Here is an 18,050-nt window from a genome sequence, read left to right on the forward strand (position 1 = left end):
TTGAGCGGGCCGGGGCCGGGGCCGGACGCACATGAGCCGCGTACCACCTGCTCGGAGGTGGTACGCGGCCCTGTCCGTGCCCGTCCCGCGAGGTCAGGCACCCATCATGTGCACGCCACCGTCGACGTGGATGATCTCGCCCGTGGTCTTCGGGAAGAAGTCGGAGAGCAGCGCGACGATGCCGCGTCCGGCCGGCTCCGGGTCCGTCATGTCCCAGGAGAGCGGGGAGCGGGTGTTCCACACGTCGGCGAGCTCGGTGAAGCCCGGGATGGACTTCGCGGCCATGGACTTGAGCGGTCCGGCCGAGACCAGGTTGCAGCGGATGTCGTCCTTGCCCAGGTCACGGGCGAGGTAGCGGGAGGTGGCCTCCAGCGCGGCCTTGGCCGGGCCCATCCAGTCGTACTGCGGCCAGGCGAACTGCGCGTCGAAGGTGAGGCCGACGATCGAGCCGCCGTCGTTCATCAGCGGCTTGCAGGCCATGGCGAGCGACTTCAGCGAGAACGCCGAGACGTGCATCGCGGTGGCGACGGACTCGAACGGGGTGTTGAGGAAGTTGCCGCCGAGCGCGTCCTGCGGCGCGAAGCCGATGGAGTGGACGACGCCGTCGAGCGAACCGAGCTCGTCCCGGACCAGGCCCTCCAGCCGGTCCAGGTGCTCGGTGTCGGTCACGTCCAGCTCGATGACCTTGGCCGGCTTCGGCAGCTTCCTGGCGATGCGCTCCGTCAGCGTGGGGCGGGGGAAGGCGGTCAGGATGACTTCGGCACCCTGCTCCTGGGCCACCTTGGCAGCGTGGAAAGCGATGGACGACTCCATCAGCACACCGGTGATGAGGATGCGCTTGCCGTCGAGAATTCCGCTCATGGTGATCAGTGACCCATGCCCAATCCGCCGTCAACGGGGATGACGGCTCCAGTGATGTACGACGCGTCGTCGGAGGCGAGGAAGCGCACCGCGGCGGCGATCTCCTCGGGCTGCGCGTAGCGGCCGAGCGGCACCTGGGACACGATGCCCTTGCGCTGCTCCTCGGTGAGCACCTGCGTCATGTCGGTGTCGACAAAACCGGGCGCGACGACGTTGAAAGTGATGTTCCGCGAACCGAGTTCACGGGCCAGCGACCGGGCGAAGCCGACCAGACCCGCCTTGGACGCGGCGTAGTTCGCCTGCCCGGCCGAGCCGAGCAGGCCGACGACGGAGGAGATGAGGACGACGCGGCCCTTCTTGGCGCGCAGCATGCCGCGGTTGGCGCGCTTGACGACCCGGAAGGTGCCGGTGAGGTTGGTGTCGACGACGGACGTGAAGTCGTCCTCGGACATCCGCATCAGCAACTGGTCCTTGGTGATACCGGCGTTGGCGACCAGTACCTCGACGGGACCGTGCTTCTCCTCGATCTCCTTGTAGGCCTGCTCCACCTGTTCGGCGTCCGTGATGTCGCAACGGACCGCCAGGCAGCCCGCCTCGGTGAGTTCCCGGGGCGGCTCGCCGGAGCGATAGGTGATCGCGACCTTGTCGCCGTTGTCGGCGAAAGCGCGGGCGATGGCGAGGCCGATGCCCCGGTTTCCTCCGGTGACGAGAACCGAGCGGCTCAACGGATCACCCTTTCCTTGGCGGTCTGGTACGTCGAAAACCTATCGGTACCAGGTGCTCCACGAGGAATCGGCCCCTGACAGCGCCTTCCCCCGGGCACTGTGGGGTTCCTACAGAGGGATACCGGCCGGGCCGCGCCGTGTCCGGACCGCGGCGGTCGGCCTCCGGGATCCCCGGTGTGGGCACCGTCCGGCGTGATTCACTTCCGTGGTGCATCGAGAAGGGAATTTCCTGTGCCCCACGAGGTAGATCAGTCATTCCTGGCCCTCCCGCTGCGGGCCCTCGCCGACGCGGCGCTCGCCCGCGCGCGGGCGCTGGGTGCCGTGCACGCCGACTTCCGTCTGGAGCGGGTGCGCAGCGCGTCCTGGCGGCTGCGCGACGCCCGGCCCGCCGGGTCCTCGGACACCACCGATCTGGGCTACGCGGTACGGGTGGTGCACGGCGGGGCGTGGGGGTTCGCGTCCGGCGTGGACCTGACGATGGACGCCGCGGCGAAGGTGGCCTCGCAGGCCGTGGCCATGGCGAAGCTGTCGGCGAAGGTGATCGCGGCGGCCGGCTCGGACGAGAGGGTCGAGCTGGCGGACGAGCCGGTGCACGGCGAGCGGACCTGGGTCTCGGCGTACGGCATCGACCCCTTCGACGTACCGGCCGAGGAGAAGGCGGGGCTGCTCGCCGAGTGGAGCGGCCGGCTCCTCGGTGCCGAGGGCGTCGCGCATGTGGACGCCTCGCTGATGACCGTCCACGAGAACAAGTTCTACGCGGACACGGCGGGCACCGTCACCACCCAGCAGCGGGTGCGGCTGCATCCGCAGCTCACCGCGGTGGCCGTGGACGCGACGACCGGTGAGTTCGACTCGATGCGGACGATCGCCCCGCCGGCGGGGCGCGGCTGGGAGTACCTGACCGGGACCGGCTGGGACTGGGACGACGAACTGGCCCGGATCCCCGGGCTGCTGGCCGAGAAGATGCGGGCGCCGAGCGTCGAGGCGGGCACGTACGACCTGGTCGTCGACCCGTCCAACCTCTGGCTGACCATCCACGAGTCGATCGGCCACGCCACCGAGCTGGACCGGGCGCTGGGGTACGAGGCGGCGTACGCCGGGACCTCGTTCGCCACCTTCGACCAGCTGGGGAAGCTGACGTACGGCTCCCCCGTGATGAACGTGACCGGTGACCGCACCGCCGAGCACGGGCTCGCGACCGTCGGGTACGACGACGAGGGCGTCGAGGCGCAGTCCTGGGACCTGGTCAGGGACGGGACGTTGGTCGGGTACCAGCTGGACCGGCGGATGGCGAAGCTGACCGGGCTGGGCCGTTCCAACGGCTGCGCGTACGCGGACTCGCCCGGCCATGTCCCCGTCCAGCGGATGGCCAATGTGTCGCTGCGGCCCGATTCGGGCGGGCTGTCCACGGAGGACCTGATCGGCGGGGTGGAGCGCGGTATCTACGTGGTCGGCGACCGGTCCTGGTCGATCGACATGCAGCGCTACAACTTCCAGTTCACCGGTCAGCGGGCGTACCGGATCCGTAAGGGCCGTCTCGCGGAGCAGGTTCGCGACTTCGCGTACCAGGGGGTCACGCCCGAGTTCTGGGGGTCCATGGAGGCCGTGGGCGGACCCTCCACCTATGTGCTGGGAGGGGCTTTCAACTGCGGCAAGGCCCAGCCGGGGCAGGTCGCCGCCGTCTCCCACGGGTGCCCCACGGCGCTGTTCCGGGGTGTGAACATCCTGAACACGACGAACGAGTCGGGGCGCGACTGACGAAGCGGCCGTCGGGGCCGGGAGCTGCCGACCGGGTCGTGCCGGGGCTCGCGGGCCCGGCACGGCCGCTCGTCGCGACCTCGTGAACACCGGGTTCCGGCGGCGTACGACGGCGTATGGTCGGGGACGAAAATTTCCGTGGTGACCGTTCGGGGGACGTCGATGAGTGCTGGACCAGGTCCATGGGGACCGTACGGCGGTGGACCACAGCCGGCGGGAGGGCAGCCCGGGTGGCCGCCCCGGCCGCAGGGCCCGGGAGTGCCGCCGCAGGGCCACCCGCCGCACGGGGGTCCGCAGCCGGCGTGGGGGCCCCAGCCCGGCCGGGGGCCGCAACCGGGCTGGGGGCCGCAGCCCGGACCGCCGCGGCCGCCGTCGCGGATGCGGCGGGCGTTCCGGCTGCTCAACCCGATCGCGGCCGGGCGCCAGGTGTGCAAGCCGTCGCGGCCGGACCGGGTGGACGATCCGGCGGTGCAGAAGATCCAGGTCCTGCGCATGGTGGTCGGTCTCGCCGCGATGGTGTGGATCGCGGTGTCGTACCGGATCACCTCGGGCGCCAAGTCCTTCGCCTATCAGCGGCTCGACCAGACCGTGACGTCCGCGGCCCTGCTGGCGGCCACGTTCCCGGTCGCCGTCGGCGCGTTCGTCCTCGCGAGCCGTTCGCACCACCGGCGCCTGTATCTGCGACGGGCCCTGAAGCCGCTCGGGGCGCTGCTGGCGCTGGGCGGCACGATTCTGTACTTCGTCCTGCTCACCCGCGGCACGCTGACCGGCGGCCCGTTCGGGCAGATGCCCGAGAAGCCGTCCACGGCCGACTACCTGCGCCTCATGTACGAGCTCTTCCTCGTCCTCGTGATGCTGTGGGGATTCGTGTTCGTGATCTACGGTGCCGTGCTGGCGGTGGTGCACGTGTTCCGCACCACCGACATCCACGAGGTGCTGCCCCCGGTCATCGCGATCGTGCTGGTCTGGGAGCTCGCGATCGCTGACCTGTTCTCGAACGCCTACGACGGCGTTCCCGCTCTGGTGCGGGGCGCGGCGGTCTTCGGCGGTCCGCTCTCGGTCACCGCGGTGAGCCTCTGGGAACTGCGGCGTCTCAGGACCCGGCACGGCCTCACCCTGCGCCGGGCGCTCGGCCGCTGACCCGGTCGGCAACCGGGTGGCGGGGCCGGGCCGCTGGATAGTGTGTGTGATCTCAATACGACCCAGGAGGCCGGACGATGAGCCGCTTCAGCAAGCCGCACGAGATCGTCGAGCGGGCGCTCGAACTGTCCACCGCCGACGGCTGTGTGGTCATCGCCGACGAGGAGTCGTCCGCGAATCTGCGCTGGGCCGGCAACGCGCTCACGACGAACGGGGTGACGCGGGGGCGGACCCTGACCGTCATCGCCACGGTCGACGGTGCGCGGGGCACCGCCTCGGGCGTGGTGTCGCGGTCCGCGGTCACCGCCGACGACCTGGAGCCGCTGGTGCGGGCCGCCGAGGCCGCCGCGCGGGGGGCCGGTCCGGCGGAGGACGCGCAGCCGCTGGTCACCGGGGTGCCCACGTCCCCGGACTTCACGGACGCGCCGGCCGAGACGGGCTCGGACGTCTTCGCGGAGTTCGCCCCGGCGCTCGGCGACGCCTTCGCCCGCGCCCGCTCCGGCGGCCGTGAGCTGTACGGCTTCGCCAACCACGAGCTGACCTCGACGTACCTCGGTACGTCGACGGGGCTGCGGCTGCGCCACGACCAGCCGACCGGGAAGCTGGAGCTCAACGCCAAGTCCCCCGACCGCACCCGTTCGTCCTGGGCGGGCCGCTCGACGCGCGACTTCAAGGACGTCGACCCGGCCGGGCTGGACGCCGAACTGGCGCAGCGGCTGCGCTGGGCCGAGCGCCGTGTCGCGCTGCCCGCCGGGCGGTACGAGACGCTGCTGCCGCCTTCCGCCGTCGCGGATCTGCTGATCTACCAGCTGTGGTCGTCGGCCGCGCGGGACGCGGCGGAGGGCCGGACGGTGTTCTCCGCGCCGGGCGGCGGGACGAGGCTCGGCGCGACGCTCTCCGGGCTGCCGCTGACGCTGAGCAGCGATCCGTACGCTTCCGGTCTGGAGGCCGCGCCGTTCGTGATCGCCCACGCGTCCGGGGACAGCTCCTCGGTCTTCGACAACGGGCTGCCGCTGGCCCGGACCGACTGGATCCGGGACGGCAGGCTGGAGCATCTGACGACCACCCGGCACACGGCGGAGCTGACCGGGCAGCCGGTCGCGCCGACCATCGACAACCTGGTGCTGGAGGCCGGCGGTGAGCGGTCCCTGGACGAGATGGTGGCCGCGACGACCGGGCGCGGGCTGCTGCTGACCTGTATGTGGTACATCCGGGAGGTCGACCCGGCGACGCTGCTGCTGACCGGGCTGACCCGCGACGGGGTGTATCTCGTCGAGGACGGCGAGGTCGTCGGCGAGGTGAACAACTTCCGGTTCAACGAGTCGCCGGTGGACCTGCTGTCGCGGGCCACGGAGGCGGGCCGTACCGAGAAGACGCTGCCGCGCGAGTGGAGCGACTGGTTCACCCGGGCCGCGATGCCCGCGCTGCGGATCCCGGACTTCAACATGAGCTCGGTGAGCCCGGGCGTCTGACCCGCCTAGACTGGGCGGGAAAACTTCTTTCCCCATTCACCATGAGGAGCACCGGAACCGTGACGGACATCGTCGACGAGCTGAAGTGGCGCGGGCTGTTCGCCCAGTCCACTGACGAGGACGCACTGCGCAAGGCTCTCGCGGACGGTCCCGTCACCTTCTATTGCGGCTACGACCCCACCGCGGCCAGTCTGCACGTCGGCCACCTGGTGCAGGTGCTCACCATGCGCCGGCTCCAGCAGGCCGGTCTGCGGCCGCTCGCCCTGGTGGGCGGGGCCACCGGTCAGATCGGTGACCCGCGGCCGACCGCGGAGCGCACGCTGAACGATCCGGAGACGATCGCCGGCTGGGTGGCGCGGCTGCGGTCCCAGATCGAGCCGTTCCTGTCCTTCGAGGGCGAGAACGCGGCGGTCATGGTGAACAACCTGGACTGGACCTCGGGCATGTCCGCGATCGAGTTCCTCCGGGACATCGGCAAGCACTTCCGCGTCAACAAGATGCTGACCAAGGAGTCCATCGCCCGGCGGCTGGAGTCCGACGAGGGCATCAGCTACACCGAGTTCAGCTACCAGCTGCTCCAGAGCATGGACTACCTGGAGCTGTACCGGCGCTACGGCTGCACCCTCCAGCAGGGCGGCAGCGACCAGTGGGGCAACCTCACCGCGGGTCTCGACCTGATCCACCGTCTGGAGCCGGGCGCCGAGGTGCACGCGCTGGCGACGCCGCTGATGACGAAGGCGGACGGGACCAAGTTCGGCAAGTCCGAGAGCGGGGCCGTCTGGCTGGACCCGACGATGACGACGCCGTACGCGTTCTACCAGTTCTGGCTGAACGTGGACGACCGGGACATCTCGCGGTACATGCGCGTCCTCAGCTTCCTCGCACCCGCAGAGCTGGAGGAGCTGGAGAAGGTCACCGAGGAGCGGCCGCAGGCCCGGACGGCGCAGCGCGCGCTGGCCGAGGAGCTGACGACGCTGGTGCACGGCGCGGATCAGTGCGCCGCGGTCATCGCGGCGTCGAAGGCGCTCTTCGGTCAGGGTGAGCTCGGCGAGCTGGACGAGGCGACGCTGAGTGCCGCGCTGTCCGAGGTGCCGCACGCGCAGGTCACCGAGCTGGGCCCGCTGGTGGACCTCCTGGTGGAGGTCGGTCTGGCGCCGAGCAAGTCGGGTGCCCGCCGCACGGTGAAGGAGGGCGGTGCGTACGTGAACAACGTCAAGGTCACGGACGGCGAGAGCGCGCCGGCCCGCGAGGAGCTGCTGCACGGGCGCTGGCTGGTGCTGCGCCGGGGCAAGAAGAACCTCGCCGCCGTCGAGGTCACCGGCTGATCCCGGACCGCGTCGACACTGTGGCCGGACACGCGTGACGCGTGTCCGGCCGCAGTTCTCTGTGTGCCCGAGTGGTTCAGGTCTTCTGTTTGGTGCCGCGGATCGAGGCCCACAGCATGTCGCCGACGCCGACCACCACCACCGCACCGATCAGCTGGAGCAGATGGCGGATCCAGTCGATGCCCTTGGTGTCGTTGACACCGATCCAGGTGGCGACGGCATTGCCGAGGACGCTGCCGATGATGCCGAAAATGATCGTCAGCCAGAGTGGGATGTTCTGCTTGCCGGGCAGGATCGCCTTCGCGATCAGACCGAGCACCAGACCCACGATGATTGCCCACAACCAGCCCATGTCGCCTCCTCGTGCGACGCGATGTCGCGCATGTGCGCCCAGTCTCGGCCCGCGCGCCGTGCCCCGCATGCCGGAGTGGGCCGTACGTGGGGCGCGGATACCGATATGTACGAACAGAGTGCGCCCCGGTCTCGAAGCCTCGGGCCGCCGGGCGTACCGTGGTTCGCGGTCCGGTCCGGGGCGCGTCCGGTGCGGGAATGAGGTGTCCCCTGGCCCGCGAGACGCTGGGGGAAGGGTGAGGGAGACGTGATGCGGAAGCAGAGCGGCGGCGAGGTCTTCCGGATCACGGGGGCCCGGCAGGGGCTCGCGGACGATGTGCGCGGCAGACAGCGGCGCTATGTGATCTCGATGTCCGTACGGACGGTTTCGGTGGTCCTGGCCGCGGTGCTGTGGAACGTGGAGCGGTACGTCGCGATCGTGGCGCTCGCGCTCGGGGTGCTGCTTCCGTACGTGGCCGTGGTCATCGCCAACGCGGGCCGGGAGAACACCCCTTCGCTGCCCTCCACCTTCGTACCGGCGCCGATGCGGCCGGTGCTCGACGCGGCGCCGGTGGCCGGTGGAGCGGAACCCGGTCCGGAGGGCGACGAGGCGCGCCGCGGCGGGGCGTCGGCCTGAGCCCGGTTGGGTGCGCACTGCACCGTAGGCTCAAGAAAACCTCAGATCAATCATGAAGTTACGGTGCACCGCACCCCGGTCTGCGTGACATACTTCGTAGGCGCTCCGCATCCCCCGTCGGAGCGACGGACCGACGCCGGGCAGCTCCCCCCGTGGCTGCTCGGCGTCGTTTTTTCTCCGGCCGAGGATGCGTCGGGGCGACCGCGTGAGCCAGGCCTGGCCGAGGGCCCGCATCCGCGCTGACCTAGGGTTGAGTCCGTGAACTCCCCTGAATCCGCGGCCGGGAACACCGCCGCCGCACCGATCTGTTCCGCCAAGGGCTGCCGGGCCGACGCCGTATGGGTGCTCGCCTGGAACAACCCGAAGCTGCACACCCCGGAGCGCCGCAAGACCTGGCTGGCCTGTGAGGAACACCGGGAGCACCTCTCCTCGTTCCTCGATGTCCGGGGATTCCTCAAGGATGTCGTGACGCTGGCGGCGTGGGAGTCCCGCGGACCGGGACCGGACGCTCCCTAGGGCCTGGCCGCCCCTGATCCGGCCTGATCCAGACGAAGGACCCTAGCCGCCGATCGCCGACATCGGCCGGTCCGGTTGCAGGAAGGACGGGTCGTCCAGGCCGGATCCGGCCTTCTTGCCCCACATCGCGAGCGTCCAGATCCGGGCGATCTCCTCGTCCGGCGCTTCCGAGCGCAGGGCGCCGCGCAGGTCGGTCTCCTCGCGGGCGAAGAGGCAGGTGCGCACCTGGCCGTCGGCCGTGAGCCGGGTGCGGTCGCAGGCCCGGCAGAAGGGGCGGGTGACGGAGGCGATGACGCCGACCCGGTGGGGGCCGCCGTCGACGAGCCAGCGCTCGGCGGGGGCGGAGCCGCGCTCCCCGGCGCCCTCCTCGGTGAGGGTGAAGCGGGTGCGCAGCGAGCGCAGTATGTCGCCTGCCGTGATCATGCCGTCGCGCTTCCAGCCGTGCTGGGCGTCGAGCGGCATCTGCTCGATGAAGCGGAGCTCGTACCCGTGCTCGACGGCCCAGGCGAGCAGCTCGGGGGCCTCGTCGTCGTTGAGCCCCGGCATCAGGACGGTGTTGACCTTGACGGGGGTGAGCCCGGCTTCGCGGGCGGCTTCGAGGCCGGCCAGCACGTCGTGGTGGCGGTCGCGGCGGGTGAGGGTCTTGAAGACGTCGGGGCGCAGGGTGTCCAGCGAGACGTTGACCCGGTCGAGCCCGGCGGCCTTGAGGGCGGCGGCGGTGCGGCCCAGGCCGATGCCGTTGGTGGTGAGCGACATCCGGGGGCGCGGGGCGAGGGCGGCGCACCGCTCGACGATGGAGACGAGCCCGGGGCGCAGCAGCGGCTCGCCGCCGGTGAAGCGGACCTCCGTGATGCCGAGCCGGGTGACGGCGATGCCGATCAGCCGGACGATCTCGTCATCGGTGAGCAGATCGGGCTTGGCCAGCCATTGCAGGCCCTCTTCCGGCATGCAGTACGTGCACCGCAGATTGCACCGGTCGGTCAGCGAGACCCGCAGGTCGGTGGCTACTCGGTCGTAGGTGTCGATGAGCACGTGGGCCCCCTCCCCCGATTGCTTACCGGGTGCCGATTCCGCTCTGTGTCCGGCCCTTCCGGCTGACTCTTCCGAGACTACGCGAGAGCTGTGACATCGGCGGGGCCCGTTTGGCACGAGGTGCGGCGCGGCCGTGTCGTAGGACCCTACGACACGGCCGCGGTGCGGGAGGGCGCCCGGGGCGCCGCTCGCTCAGTGTGCTCCGACGCCGGTGAGGGACTTGACCTCCAGCTCGGCGTACTTGCCCTTGTCCGGCTCCTCCTTCGAGAGGAGGGAGCCGACCCAGCCGAGCAGGAAGCCCAGCGGGATCGAGATCAGGCCGGGGTTCTCCAGCGGGAACCAGGCGAAGTCGACGCCCTTGAACATCGACGTCTTCGGGTTGCCGGAGACGACCGGCGAGAACAGCACCAGGATCACCGAGCTCGCCAGGCCGCCGTAGATCGACCAGAGGGCGCCCTGGGTGGTGAACCGCTTCCAGAAGAGGCTGTAGAGGATGGTCGGCAGGTTGGCGGAGGCGGCGACGGCGAATGCCAGTGCCACCAGTCCGGCGACGTTCATGTCGCGGGCGAAGGCGCCCAGGACGATCGCGACCGCGCCGATGAGGACCGTGGCCCAGCGGGCCGCCCGCATCTCCTCCTTCTCGGTGGCCTTTCCCCTGCGGATGACGTTGGCGTAGATGTCGTGCGCGAAGGAGGACGAGGAGGCGAGGGTGAGTCCCGCGACGACGGCGAGGATGGTGGCGAAGGCGACGGCCGAGATCACGGCGAGCAGTACGGCGCCGCCGGTGGTGCCGACCCCGCCGAGGTATTCGGCGAGCTGTGGTGCGGCCGCGTTGCCGGCCGGGTTCTTCGCCTTGATCTCGTCGGGGCCGATGAGGGCCGCGGCGCCGAAGCCGAGGGCGATCGTCATCAGATAGAAGGCGCCGATGATGCCGATGGCCCAGTTGACCGACTTACGGGCGGCCTTGGCGGTCGGCACCGTGTAGAAGCGGATCAGGATGTGCGGCAGGCCGGCGGTGCCGAGGACCAGGGCGATGCCGAGCGAGAGGAAGTCCAGCTTCGAGGTACTGGTGGCACCGTACTTGAGGCCGGGCTCCAGGAACGCCGCTCCGTGGCCGCTCTTCTCGGCGGCCGTGCCCAGCAGGTCGGAGATGTTGAAGTCGAACTTCAGCAGCACCAGGAAGGTCATCAGGATGGCACCGGCGATGAGCAGTACGGCCTTGACCATCTGTACCCAGGTGGTGCCCTTCATTCCGCCGATGGTGACGTAGACGATCATCAGTACGCCGACGAGGGCGACGATGAGGATCTTGCCCGCGTCGCTGGTGATGCCGAGCAGCAGGGAGACCAGGACGCCCGCGCCCGCCATCTGGGCCAGCAGGTAGAAGATCGAGACGACGATGGTGGAGACGCCGGAGGCGGTACGGACCGGGCGCTGGCGCATCCGGTAGGCGAGGACGTCGCCCATCGTGTAGCGGCCGGAGTTGCGCAGCGGTTCGGCGACCAGCAGCAGGGCGACGAGCCAGGCGACGAGGAAGCCGATGGAGTACAGGAAGCCGTCGTAGCCGAAGAGGGCGATGGCCCCGGCGATGCCGAGGAAGGACGCGGCGGACATGTAGTCGCCGGAGACCGCGAGTCCGTTCTGGAAGGCGGTGAACTGGCGGCCGCCCGCGTAGAAGTCGGACGCGCTCCTGGTCTGCCGGCCGGCCCAGACGGTGATGCCCAGGGTCGCGGCGACGAACACGGCGAAGAGCGTGATGATCAGCGGCCGGTGCTCGGTGGTCGAGGAGGTGGCGGCGAGTTGGACGGCGGTGTGCGAGTGGTACGCGGCGCTCATGCGTCGGCCTCCATGCGGGACTTGATGGCCTCGGCCTTCGGGTCGAGCTTCGCGGCGGCGTGCCGGGAGTAGAGCCAGGCGATGAGGAAGGTGGTGACGAACTGGGCGAGGCCGAACACGAAGGCCACGTTGATGTTGCTGTACACCTTGGTGCCCATGAAGCCGCCCGCGTAGTTGGACAGCAGCACGTAGAGCAGGTACCAGAGGACGAACGCGATGGTCAGCGGAAAGGCGAACGAGCGGTAGGCGTGGCGCAGTTCGCCGAACTCCCCGCTCTCCTGCATCGCGACGAACACCTCGGTGGCGGGCTGGGCAGGGGGCGTGTCCGTACTGACCTCGGGCGGCGGTGCATCGGTAGCCACGGAATCTCCTCGCGACGCGGGTGGGTGGTGTCGGTGACGGTGAATCTCGCTGGGAACGCCGGGTGTCGGGTGGTGTCGGTGCACCTCTCCCGACAACGGCACGGAGGGCGCGCCGGAGCGGTTCACCGCGGGGCCGTACTTCTCCCACGCGCCGTTTCCCGCCCGTCCGGCCGAACCCGGCCCCGCGAACTCATTGAAGAGCGGGGATGATCAGCGATAACTTCACTCGTCATGTACGCGACTGGGCACGTCCGGTGTCCGGTCGACCGGCACGGATGATGTGGAGACCCCATGGCTCATCTGGGATCCAGACGGACGCGCGCACTGTCGTTGCCCGTCGGATTGGCACTCACGGCTTCGCTCGGCTTCCTGCCGACGGCGGCCGCCTCTGCCGAACCCATGGACGCACAGCCCACGGCTGCGGTGTCGACGGACGGCCCGAAACTCTCGTACGTGGTCAACACGCGGGGCGGTCACGGGACCGTCAAGCAGGTGAAGAAGGCGATAGCCGCGGCCGGCGGCACGGTGGTGATCGCCTACGACCAGATCGGCGTCATCGTCGTCCACTCGCAGAACCCGGACTTCGCGCAGTCGATCCGCCGGGTCCGGGGCGTCGATTCGGCGGGGGCCACCCGCACCAGCCCCATCGTTCCGCAGGCCACCACGGACACCGGGGTCGAGCAGCCGCTCACCGCCGCGCAGGCGAAGGCCGCGTCGGCGAAGGCGACGGGTGACCAGGACCCGATGGAGCCCCTGCAGTGGGACCTGCCCGCCATCAAGGCGGACCAGGCGCACAAGCGGACGCTGGGCAGCAGCAAGGTCACGGTCGCGGTCATCGACACGGGTGTCGATGACACCCATCCGGACCTGGCGCCGAACTTCGACCGCCGGGCATCGGCGAGCTGCGTCTCCGGGGCGCCGGACACCACGGACGGCGCCTGGCGCTCGAAGCCCGGTGAGAGCAACCACGGCACCCATGTCGCGGGGACCATCGCCGCCGCGAAGAACGGCATCGGGGTGACCGGGGTCGCGCCGGGCGTCAAGGTCGCCGGGATCAAGGTGGCGAACCCGGACGGCTTCTTCTACACCGAGTCGATCGTCTGCGGCTTCGTCTGGGCCGCCGAGCACGGTGTCGATGTCACCAACAACAGCTATTTCACCGACCCGTGGATGTTCAACTGCAAGAACGACCCGGACCAGGGAGCCCTGGTCGACGCGGTCGCCCGTGCCACCCGGTACGCGGAGCGCAGGGGCACGGTCAACATCGCCTCGTCCGGCAACAGCAGCTTCGACCTGGCCTCCGACGCGATCGAGGACACGGGGAGCCCGAACGACAGCACGACCGTCACCCGGACGATCAACCCGCGCGAGTGCCTCGACATCCCGGTGCAGCTGCCGGGCGTCGTGACGGTCTCCGCGACCGGTGCCAAGGGACTGAAGGCCTCCTACTCGAACTACGGGAACGGCGTCATCGACGTGGCGGCCCCGGGCGGTGACTCCACGGCGTACCAGACGCCCGCCCCGCCGGCCACGAGCGGTCTGATCCTGTCCACGCTGCCGAACGGCGAGTACGGCTACAAGGCCGGTACGTCGATGGCCTCCCCGCACGTCGCGGGCGTCGCGGCCCTGATCAGGTCGACGCACCCGCACGCCTCGGCGGCGGCGGTGAAGGCGCTGCTGAGCGCGGAGGCCGACGCCACCGCGTGCGGCGCACCGTACGACATCGACGGTGACGGCACGATCGACGCCGTCTGCGAGGGCGGCAAGAACCGCAACGGCTTCTACGGCGCCGGTGTGGTGAACGCGCTGAACGCGGTCCGCTGGTAGTCGGAACGCGGTGCGGCGGGAGGGCCGGTCCGGAGTCTTCGGCCGGTCCCTCCCGCCGCCTTTCCGGGCCGCTGCCCGTACCGTGCCGGGGGCTCCCCTCCCGTGCCGACCCCGGAGCCCCCTCCCGCCCGGTGGCACTCAGTGCCATAGTGCGGGGATGAACCAGGCACACAGCTCCGGCACCGAACAGGCGTGGGCGGCACTCGGCGGCGACGCCACGCTCCTCACGCACATCGAGCCTCCCTCGCGGGGCGGCCCCGGCGGGCTGCTCCCCGCCCGGCTGCCCGTCATGGAGCTGGCCCGCTCCGCCGTCGCGGTCTGCTCGCTGGCCGCCGCCGAACTGGCCGCGCGCCGCACCGCGCGCCCCGTGCCGCGGGTCCGGATCGACGACGGCGCGGTGGCCACGGCGTTCACCGGCGAGCGCCATCTGCGGATCGACGGGCGCGCGGCGACCACCTTCGCCCCGCTGTCCCGGTTCTGGCGCACGGCCGACGGCTGGGTGCGCACGCACGCCAACTACCCGCACCACCGGGCCCGGTTGCTCGCCACGCTGGGGCTGCCCGCGGACACCCCGGACGACACGGCCGTGGAGACCGCCGCCGCCTCGTTCGCCGGGCGCCGGAGCGACGAGATCGAGCGGACGGTGTACGCGGCGGGCGGCCTGGCCGTGGCCGCCCGTACGCCCGGCCGGTGGGCGGCCGACCCCCGGGGCGCGGCGCTCGCGGGCACGCCACTGGTGGGCAGGGACCGTATCGACGGCGCTCCGGTGCGCCGGACGGCGGCGCTCGCCGGGGAACCGCTGCTGCCCGCCGCCGGGTTGCGCGTGCTGGACCTCACCCGGGTCATCGCCGGGCCGGTCGCCACCCGTACGCTCGCGCTGCTCGGCGCGGACGTCCTGCGGATCGACGCCCCGCGGCTCCCGGAGAGCCAGGACGCGCACTGCGACACCGGTTTCGGGAAGCGGTCGGTGGACCTGGATCTCGGCAGCCGCTCCGGTGCGGCCGCGTTCGACGGGCTGCTGGCCGACGCGGACGTGGTCGTCATCGGCTACCGGCCCGGTTCGGTCGAGCGGTTCGGGCTCACGCCGCAGGCCCTGGCCGCACGCAGGCCGGGGCTGGTGATCGGGCGGCTCTCGGCCTGGGGGCACGGTCCGTAGGCGGGGCAGCGCGGCTTCGACAGTCTGGTCCAGGTGGCCACCGGCATCGCCTCGGCCGAGGCCGCCGGTCCCGGGGGCCCGCCCGGGGCGCTGCCCGCCCAGGCGCTCGACCACGGCACCGGCTATCTGCTGGCCGCCGCCGTGCTGCGGGCGCTGACCGAGCAGCATGACGAGGGCGGCTCCCGGCTGGTCACGCTCTCGCTGGCCCGTACCGCCGGCTGGCTGCTCGACGAGCTGCCGGCCCGCCGGGAGCCGGACGCGGATGCCTCGTACGACCCGGAGAAGTGGCTCAGGGAGACGGACGGCCCGCTGGGCCGGCTGCGGCACGCGGTGCCGCCGGTCGCCTTCGACGGCTCCCCCGCCGACTGGTCGCGCCCGCCCGGCCCACTGGGGGCGGACGCGGCCGTCTGGCTCACGGCTTGATGAGCACCTTCAGCGCGGTGCGCTCGTCCATCGCCCTGTAGCCGGCCGGGACGTCGTCGAGGCCGACGGTCAGGTCGAAGACGGGCGACGGGTCGATCGTGCCGGCCAGGATGTCGGGGAGCAGCTCCGGGATGTACGTGCGCACGGGGGCGACGCCGCCGCGCAGGGCGATGTTCCGGTCGAACATGACGCCGAGGTCCAGGCCGGTGCCGCTGCCGTGCGGCACGCCGACGTAGCCGATGGAGCCGCCGTCGCGGGTGATCCCGACGGCGGTGCGCATCGACTGTTCGGTGCCGACGGCCTCGATCACGGCGTGCGCGCCCTCGCCGCCGAGCAGTTCCCGTACGGCTTCGACGGCCGCCTCGCCGCGCTCGGCGACGACGTCCGTGGCGCCGAAGGTGCGGGCGATGTCCGTGCGTGCCCGGTGGCGGCCGAGCGCGATGATCCGCTCGGCGCCGAGCCGCTTGGCGGCCATGACGCCGCAGAGCCCGACCGCTCCGTCGCCGACGACCGCGACCGTGGAGCCGGGCTTCACGCCCGCGCCGACGGCGGCGTGGTGTCCGGTGCCGAGCACGTCGGACAGGGCGAGGAGCGCGGTGAGCAGGTGGTCGTCGGCGGCCGCGGCGGCGGGGAGCTTGATCAGCGTGCCGTCGGCGAACGGGACGCGCACGGCCTCGCCCTGCCCGCCGTCGGAGCCCACCGAGCCCCAGAATCCGCCCTGCGGGCAGGAGGTCGTCAGCCCCTCGGCGCAGTGGGCGCAGGTGCCGTCGGACCAGACGAACGGGGCGACGACGAGGTCACCGACGGCGAAGCCGGCCACCTCGGAGCCCGCCTCCTCGACGATCCCGGGGAACTCGTGCCCGATGCTCCCCCAGAGCCTTAACGGCCTGGGGGGACCCCCTCGCCCGGCTGCCGGGCGGACTCGCCGCGGTAGGCCCACAGGTCGCTGCCGCAGATGCAGGCCCGCAGGACCCGCAGGACCACATCGGTGGGCTGCTGGATCGCGGGGTCGGGCACCTCCTGCACGCGTATGTCGTGGGGGGCGTGGATGACGGTGGCGCGCGTGCGTGGGGGGTCCTTGCCGGTCTCAGCTGCTGGTACTCCGTTCACGGTACGCCCCGGCGGTGACACCACCCCGTTCAGGCCCTGGTGCGAGCGCTCCGACGGTCAGCAGGAACTGCGCGGCGATGTAAGTGAGCATGACCCAGAAGTCGGGGGCGGGCAGCTGCGGCCAGTCCGCGATGCCGGTGGCGATCAGTGCGTCGGAGAGCAGGAAGAGCGCCCCGCCGGCGGCCGCGTACCGGCCGAGAGTGCCGGCGCGGTACGCCATCGCCGTGAGCAGCAGGCTGTAGCCGGTCATCGGGATCCGCATCTCCGCGGGCAGCCCGGGCCAGAGCAGTGCGACGAAGGTGACCAGGACGACGGCGTACGCGACCCCGGCGGGCAGCGGGCCGCGGGCCCGTCCGAAGAGCCACAGGTAACAGACGTGCCCAACGGCGAAGGAGCCCATCCCGACGAGGAAAGCGGCATCGGCGTCGGCGAGCAGGAACGTGTCGCCGCCCCAGCCGAACAGCAGCGCCGCGACGAGCAGCCGGGGTCCGCGCCGGGCGGCGGCGTACCCCGCCAGCAACGGCATCAGCAGCGGCTTGGCGACGAGGTGGGCGACGGGTACGTCGGCGAGCAGGCCGACGAGGTCGACGGCCGCTGCCAGCAGGAAGGCGATGAACAGCGGTCGTACGAGACGCTCCCGCCGGTCCGGTACGGCGTCCGCGCTCATCCGGTGCGCTCCTGGGCGGGGGCGGCCGGTCCGCCCGGCTGCCAGCCGGGCCCGCGGAAGATCCGCCCGGCCCGCTCGCTCCAGCTGTCCGCGTTCCGCACGTCACGGGCGATGGCGGCGTACTCGTGGGTGGCGACGCGGAGCGGATTGAAGGTGTCGATGTTCTTGGTGAGTCCGAACACGGGCCGCTCGGTCTCGGCGGTGAACGACCCGAAGAGCCGGTCCCACACGATCAGGATGCCGCCGAAGTTCTGGTCCAGGTAGCCGCCCTGCGACGCGTGGTGCACCCGGTGGTGGGAGGGCGTGTTCAGTACGTACTCGAAGGGCCCGGGCAGCTTGTCGATGCGCTCCGTGTGCACCCAGAACTGGTAGACGAGGTTGGCCGACGAGCAGAAGGCGAGCGCCGCCGGATGGACCCCGCACGCGATCATCGGCAGGTAGAACGGCCAGACGGTCAGTGAGGTCCAGGGCTGGCGCAGCGCGGTGGAGAGGTTGAACTTCCGGCTGGAGTGGTGGACCACGTGGCAGGCCCAGAGGATCCGGATGACGTGGTGGCCGCGGTGGGACCAGTAGTAGAAGAAGTCCTGTGCGAGCAGCGTCAGCAGGACGGTCCACCACAGCACGGGGACGCGGAGCGGGGTCAGTTCGTAGACCGCGGTGTAGATCGCGACGATGGGCACTTTCCACAGCAGGTCGAAGACCAGGCTGCCCAGCCCCATGGTGATGCTGGTGGCGGCGTCCTTCGTCTCGTATCCGGCGGCGTCCTCGTCCGGGTGGAAGTGGTGGAGGGCCACTTCCAGAACAGTGAGCAGGACGAAGGCCGGTATGGACCAGAGCACTACATCGGGCAGGTTCGGCGGCATGCGAGCACCG

At 71.2% G+C, this 18,050-nt stretch carries 15 protein-coding genes and 2 pseudogenes; 8 read left to right on the forward strand and 9 right to left on the reverse strand.

What is annotated here, in order from left to right; translation table 11 throughout:
- Positions 1-93 precede the first annotated feature (93 nt).
- Positions 94-861, reverse strand: a complete 768-nt coding sequence (gene fabI, locus ABZ622_RS04570) for an enoyl-ACP reductase FabI (RefSeq protein ID WP_360540335.1) — start codon at positions 859-861, stop codon at positions 94-96.
- A gap of 5 nt (positions 862-866) precedes the next feature.
- Positions 867-1,586, reverse strand: coding sequence for a 3-oxoacyl-[acyl-carrier-protein] reductase (fabG, locus tag ABZ622_RS04575; protein WP_266916794.1), 720 nt, complete (start codon positions 1,584-1,586; stop codon positions 867-869).
- Between the two features lie 231 nt (positions 1,587-1,817).
- Between fabG and ABZ622_RS04580 the strand changes: the two genes are divergently transcribed.
- From ABZ622_RS04580 to tyrS, 4 genes are all read left to right on the forward strand, one after another.
- Positions 1,818-3,344, forward strand: a complete 1,527-nt coding sequence (locus ABZ622_RS04580; protein ID WP_360540337.1) for a TldD/PmbA family protein — start codon at positions 1,818-1,820, stop codon at positions 3,342-3,344.
- Positions 3,345-3,722: 378 nt separating this feature from the next.
- Complete coding sequence (locus tag ABZ622_RS04585; RefSeq protein ID WP_360540339.1) at positions 3,723-4,484, forward strand: hypothetical protein; 762 nt, start codon at positions 3,723-3,725, stop codon at positions 4,482-4,484.
- Positions 4,485-4,561: 77 nt separating this feature from the next.
- Entirely contained in the window at positions 4,562-5,956 is a 1,395-nt protein-coding gene (locus ABZ622_RS04590) for a metallopeptidase TldD-related protein (protein WP_360540341.1), read from the forward strand.
- 59 nt (positions 5,957-6,015) lie between these two features.
- Entirely contained in the window at positions 6,016-7,281 is a 1,266-nt protein-coding gene (tyrS, locus tag ABZ622_RS04595; protein ID WP_360540343.1) for a tyrosine--tRNA ligase, read from the forward strand.
- Between the two features lie 76 nt (positions 7,282-7,357).
- Here the strand turns inward: tyrS and ABZ622_RS04600 are convergent, their stop codons facing one another.
- Positions 7,358-7,633 carry a GlsB/YeaQ/YmgE family stress response membrane protein gene (locus tag ABZ622_RS04600; protein WP_317861297.1) on the reverse strand — a complete coding sequence of 92 codons (276 nt, stop codon included), beginning with the start codon at positions 7,631-7,633 and terminating at the stop codon, positions 7,358-7,360.
- Between the two features lie 249 nt (positions 7,634-7,882).
- Between ABZ622_RS04600 and ABZ622_RS04605 the strand changes: the two genes are divergently transcribed.
- Positions 7,883-8,248 (forward strand): DUF3099 domain-containing protein, encoded by a 366-nt coding sequence (locus ABZ622_RS04605; protein WP_360540346.1) that lies wholly within the window; start codon positions 7,883-7,885, stop codon positions 8,246-8,248.
- Positions 8,249-8,506: 258 nt separating this feature from the next.
- Entirely contained in the window at positions 8,507-8,764 is a 258-nt protein-coding gene (locus ABZ622_RS04610; RefSeq protein ID WP_360540348.1) for a hypothetical protein, read from the forward strand.
- A gap of 42 nt (positions 8,765-8,806) precedes the next feature.
- Here the strand turns inward: ABZ622_RS04610 and moaA are convergent, their stop codons facing one another.
- The 3 genes from moaA to ABZ622_RS04625 all read right to left on the reverse strand — a co-directional run bounded on the left by moaA (position 8,807) and on the right by ABZ622_RS04625 (position 11,994).
- Complete coding sequence (moaA, locus tag ABZ622_RS04615) at positions 8,807-9,796, reverse strand: GTP 3',8-cyclase MoaA (protein ID WP_360540350.1); 990 nt, start codon at positions 9,794-9,796, stop codon at positions 8,807-8,809.
- Between the two features lie 192 nt (positions 9,797-9,988).
- Entirely contained in the window at positions 9,989-11,632 is a 1,644-nt protein-coding gene (locus ABZ622_RS04620) for a cation acetate symporter (RefSeq protein ID WP_360540352.1), read from the reverse strand.
- Entirely contained in the window at positions 11,629-11,994 is a 366-nt protein-coding gene (locus ABZ622_RS04625) for a DUF485 domain-containing protein (protein WP_360540354.1), read from the reverse strand. Before ABZ622_RS04625 ends, ABZ622_RS04620 begins: the two co-directional genes overlap by 4 nt.
- Positions 11,995-12,285: 291 nt before the next feature.
- On the opposite strand from ABZ622_RS04625, the gene ABZ622_RS04630 reads away from it, so the two are divergent.
- Positions 12,286-13,821 carry a S8 family serine peptidase gene (locus tag ABZ622_RS04630; RefSeq protein ID WP_360540356.1) on the forward strand — a complete coding sequence of 512 codons (1,536 nt, stop codon included), beginning with the start codon at positions 12,286-12,288 and terminating at the stop codon, positions 13,819-13,821.
- A 157-nt stretch (positions 13,822-13,978) separates the two neighbouring features.
- Positions 13,979-15,400 (forward strand): annotated as a pseudogene (locus ABZ622_RS04635) (CoA transferase).
- Here the strand turns inward: ABZ622_RS04635 and ABZ622_RS04640 are convergent.
- From ABZ622_RS04640 to ABZ622_RS04650, 3 genes and pseudogenes are all read right to left on the reverse strand, one after another.
- A pseudogene (locus ABZ622_RS04640) lies at positions 15,390-16,510 on the reverse strand (zinc-dependent alcohol dehydrogenase family protein). The pseudogenes ABZ622_RS04635 and ABZ622_RS04640 sit on opposite strands and share 11 nt — an antisense overlap.
- The gene (locus ABZ622_RS04645; RefSeq protein ID WP_360540358.1) at positions 16,488-17,177 is read right to left on the reverse strand and encodes a lysoplasmalogenase; all 690 of its coding nucleotides are present in this window, start codon (positions 17,175-17,177) and stop codon (positions 16,488-16,490) included. The pseudogene ABZ622_RS04640 and the gene ABZ622_RS04645 overlap by 23 nt, the downstream one beginning before the upstream one ends.
- A complete protein-coding gene (locus ABZ622_RS04650) occupies positions 17,174-18,040 on the reverse strand; it encodes a sterol desaturase family protein (RefSeq protein WP_360540360.1) in 867 nt (288 codons plus the stop codon). Before ABZ622_RS04650 ends, ABZ622_RS04645 begins: the two co-directional genes overlap by 4 nt.
- Between the last annotated feature and the right edge of the window lie 10 nt (positions 18,041-18,050).

Origin of the sequence: Streptomyces sp. NPDC007164, from assembly GCF_040634135.1 — a bacterium.
Classification (GTDB): domain Bacteria; phylum Actinomycetota; class Actinomycetes; order Streptomycetales; family Streptomycetaceae; genus Streptomyces; species Streptomyces sanglieri.

Coding starts and splice junctions, on each gene's coding strand:
- fabI (WP_360540335.1), bottom strand. CDS start 861: ATGAGCGGAATTCTCGACGGCAAGCGCATCCTCATCACCGGTGTGCTG.
- ABZ622_RS04585 (WP_360540339.1), top strand. CDS start 3,723: ATGCGGCGGGCGTTCCGGCTGCTCAACCCGATCGCGGCCGGGCGCCAG.
- ABZ622_RS04590 (WP_360540341.1), top strand. CDS start 4,562: ATGAGCCGCTTCAGCAAGCCGCACGAGATCGTCGAGCGGGCGCTCGAA.
- ABZ622_RS04600 (WP_317861297.1), bottom strand. CDS start 7,633: ATGGGCTGGTTGTGGGCAATCATCGTGGGTCTGGTGCTCGGTCTGATC.
- ABZ622_RS04605 (WP_360540346.1), top strand. CDS start 7,883: ATGCGGAAGCAGAGCGGCGGCGAGGTCTTCCGGATCACGGGGGCCCGG.
- ABZ622_RS04620 (WP_360540352.1), bottom strand. CDS start 11,632: ATGAGCGCCGCGTACCACTCGCACACCGCCGTCCAACTCGCCGCCACC.
- ABZ622_RS04630 (WP_360540356.1), top strand. CDS start 12,286: ATGGCTCATCTGGGATCCAGACGGACGCGCGCACTGTCGTTGCCCGTC.
- ABZ622_RS04645 (WP_360540358.1), bottom strand. CDS start 17,177: ATGAGCGCGGACGCCGTACCGGACCGGCGGGAGCGTCTCGTACGACCG.
- ABZ622_RS04650 (WP_360540360.1), bottom strand. CDS start 18,040: ATGCCGCCGAACCTGCCCGATGTAGTGCTCTGGTCCATACCGGCCTTC.